1 protein-coding gene is annotated in these 1447 nt (G+C 41.3%); it reads left to right on the top strand.

Annotation, left to right across the window (positions count from 1 at the left end; translation table 11 throughout):
- Nucleotides 1-1447 (top strand): Cna B-type domain-containing protein (locus SORDD24_RS11525; RefSeq protein WP_231082676.1); only part of this gene is annotated, 1447 nt, incomplete at both ends.

The following is a 1447-nucleotide window of genomic DNA, read 5'->3' on the forward strand; positions in this document are numbered from 1 at the left end:
TCTTGGAATTCGATAAAGCTGGAACTTTCACTTATAAGATTGCTGAAAAAGCTGGAACTGCTACAGGCATCACCTACGACTCAAAAACAATCACTGCTACAGTTACTGTAGCGGACAACGGTCAAGGTGCCCTTAAAGCAACTGTTACTTACGATGATGAAAAAGCATTTGAGAACACTTATACTCCAGCTGGGGCCACAAGTGTAACTCTTGGAGCTAAGAAAGTTCTTGAAGGTAAAGACCTTGAAGCTGGTAAATACAGCTTTGAATTGAAGAAAGCAGACGGAACTGTTGTTGAAACAGTGACAAACGCTGCTGATGGAACAGTGACATTCTCACCAATCTCATATGATGAGAGCCAAGTGGGAACTCACAAGTACACCATCTCTGAAGTTGCTGGAACTGAAACAGGCATCACTTACGATAAGACAGTTCAAGAAGTTGAAGTAACTGTTGAAAAAGTAAGCGCAACTGAATTGAAAGCAACTGCTTCAAAAGAAGCTAACGATCTTGTATTTACAAACACTTACACACCAGCAGGGACTACAAGTGTAACTCTTGGAGCTAAGAAAGTTCTTGAAGGTAAAGACCTTGAAGCTGGTAAATACAGCTTTGAACTGAAGAAAGCAGACGGAACTGTTGTTGAAACAGTGACAAACGCCGCTGATGGAACAGTGACCTTCTCACCAATCTCATATGATGAGAGCCAAGTGGGAACTCACAAGTACACTATCTCTGAAGTTGCTGGAACTGAAACAGGAATCACTTACGATAAGACAGTTCAAGAAGTTGAAGTAACGGTTGAGAAAGTAAGTGCAACTGAATTGAAAGCAACAGCTTCAAAAGAAGCGAACGATCTTGTATTTACAAACACTTACACTCCAGCGAAAACTGAAGTTCCTGTGAAGAAAGTATGGAAGGACGAGAACAACCAAGATGGTAAACGTCCATCTTCTGTCACAGTTAAATTGCTTGCGGATGGTCAAGATACTGGTAAGACACTTGAGCTTAACGCCGCAAACAACTGGGCTGGAAGCTTCACAAACCTTGATGCTGATAAAGGCGGCACACCTATTAAGTACACAGTAGTAGAAGTAACTGTTGCTGGTTACACTTCAGAAGTTACTGGTGACGCTGCATCAGGATTCACCATCACAAATAGTTATTCACCAGAAACAGTTGATGTAAAAGCAACTAAGAACTGGGATGACGCGAATAACCAAGACGGCAAACGTCCAACTAAGATTACAATCAATCTTTTAGCAGACGGTCAGAAAGTTGATTCGAAAGAAGTTCAAGCAGCCGCAGACGGAACTTGGACTGTCGAATTCACGAAATTAGCAAAATATAAAGCTGGTAAAGAAATCACATACACTGTAACAGAGGAAGCCGTAGCAGAATACGAATCAACTATTACAGACTTTACCATCACAAACAAATATGCTCC

This window comes from Streptococcus oralis (genome assembly GCF_001579175.1).
Classification (GTDB): domain Bacteria; phylum Bacillota; class Bacilli; order Lactobacillales; family Streptococcaceae; genus Streptococcus; species Streptococcus oralis_O.